This is a genomic window from Acinetobacter sp. Lyrl_1 (assembly GCF_051948795.1).
In the GTDB taxonomy this organism is placed as follows: Bacteria; Pseudomonadota; Gammaproteobacteria; order Pseudomonadales; family Moraxellaceae; genus Acinetobacter; species Acinetobacter towneri.
Map to the genome: position 1 here is coordinate 1 of NZ_JAYJLK010000092.1, position 1,371 is coordinate 1,371.

At 34.1% G+C, this 1,371-nt stretch carries 2 protein-coding genes; one reads left to right on the plus strand and one right to left on the minus strand.

All coding sequences use genetic code 11. The annotated features are described in order from the left end of the window. Positions 1–469 precede the first annotated feature (469 nt). Complete coding sequence (locus VF675_RS13635; protein ID WP_004976747.1) at positions 470–706, plus strand: hypothetical protein; 237 nt, start codon at positions 470–472, stop codon at positions 704–706. Positions 707–879: 173 nt separating this feature from the next. On the opposite strand, the gene VF675_RS13640 is transcribed toward VF675_RS13635, so the two are convergent. After that, positions 880–1,332, minus strand: a complete 453-nt coding sequence (locus tag VF675_RS13640; RefSeq protein ID WP_004976749.1) for a hypothetical protein — start codon at positions 1,330–1,332, stop codon at positions 880–882. Positions 1,333–1,371: the final 39 nt, after the last annotated feature.

Sequence of the window (1,371 nt, forward strand, 5' to 3'; positions counted from 1 at the left end):
CTTTTTCGCATGATTAGTTATTTTTGTCAACTTATTGTTTCTTGTGCTAAAACTGCCTCTTTTTAAGGCAATTTATCAGTCATGATAATAGCAACCCAAATAATTATTTGGTATAAATAAACAAATGAAATTAAAATATTTTCAATAAAAAACTAAAACAAAATAAATCATTCACCCATTTTAAGCAGAGCTCAAATTAACGCTAAAGTCGTATAGTCGCCCTCAAAATTAGCTGGCATAAAATATGCAAGTACGATTGAAATCGTATTTAAATGGCTTAAAAAACACACTACTTTTTATTATTTTGTAAATAAATGATAAAAAATAGTAGTATTTCATATGAAAATGATGTTTTTTATCAAAATATGACTATAAGGGCTTGAAATAGTTTGCTAAACAAGGTAGAACAATAAAACCAATCTGACTAAAATGCTCTGATTTTAGTGATTTATAACAAGGAGGGATGGAGATGTTTTCACATTTCAATACGCAAGTCTTCATTAACGCTCTGAAGGCTAACCAAAATCTAGTTACTTTTTTAAGCACCACTTTTGCACTGATGCTGACCCTATTGCTCCAAGGCTCAATTCAAGGCAACTTGAAACCAACCTATTTTTTATATGCCTTATTGGTATGTATAGCCTTTGCGATTTGGACATCCATTGACCAAAAGTTTCGTGAACATAAAAACGTAGAAGTTCATTAATCTTACCCTAGCACCCACTCATTTTAGCTTTTTCGCTTTCACTTTGCGGCAGATGGATCACTCCTCTGCCGCCAAACTCAAAAAGTAGATTCTAATCATCATTCCTGATCTACAGCAAAAATCTCAAAATCTTCTACGGGCTACCAAGAAAAAATTAAACTGAGCAATTAGAATTACAACAATCCATAGATTGCGCCAAGCAATAACACACTAGTCCCACCCAATTCAGCCACAATCAATAACAGCATCGCCAAACTCATGCACCAACTTGGCAATGTCCATGCTGCAATTTGATGCGGTTGTTTAAATTGATTAGTGGTATCTTTAAGCAATCCATGCAAGATATAACTCAGAATAGAAAAGCTAAAAAATACTAAATTTAGAATCACACAAATTAAAATTACAGTGGCATCCCAAATACAAAAATAAGCCAAGACCGCTAAAATTAAACTTGCAGGTGCATATAACAAACTACTGCGATGTGCGATATCCACATAATAATGAGCACGCGCTTGGGCAGAAGCACGAATTTGCCAATATTTCCACACGCCTGTAAGCATCCCCACCCACAAAAATATTCCACTGAAAATAATCGCAAGGCGCACTGCCAAAGATAAACTTTCCATGTTTAACACTCTTTTATTTTTCGTGTGGCTATTTAACTA

Bases quoted from the DNA above. Each gene is read 5' to 3' on its own strand.
- VF675_RS13635 (WP_004976747.1), top strand. From the start codon at position 470: ATGTTTTCACATTTCAATACGCAAGTCTTCATTAACGCTCTGAAGGCT.
- VF675_RS13640 (WP_004976749.1), bottom strand. From the start codon at position 1,332: ATGGAAAGTTTATCTTTGGCAGTGCGCCTTGCGATTATTTTCAGTGGA.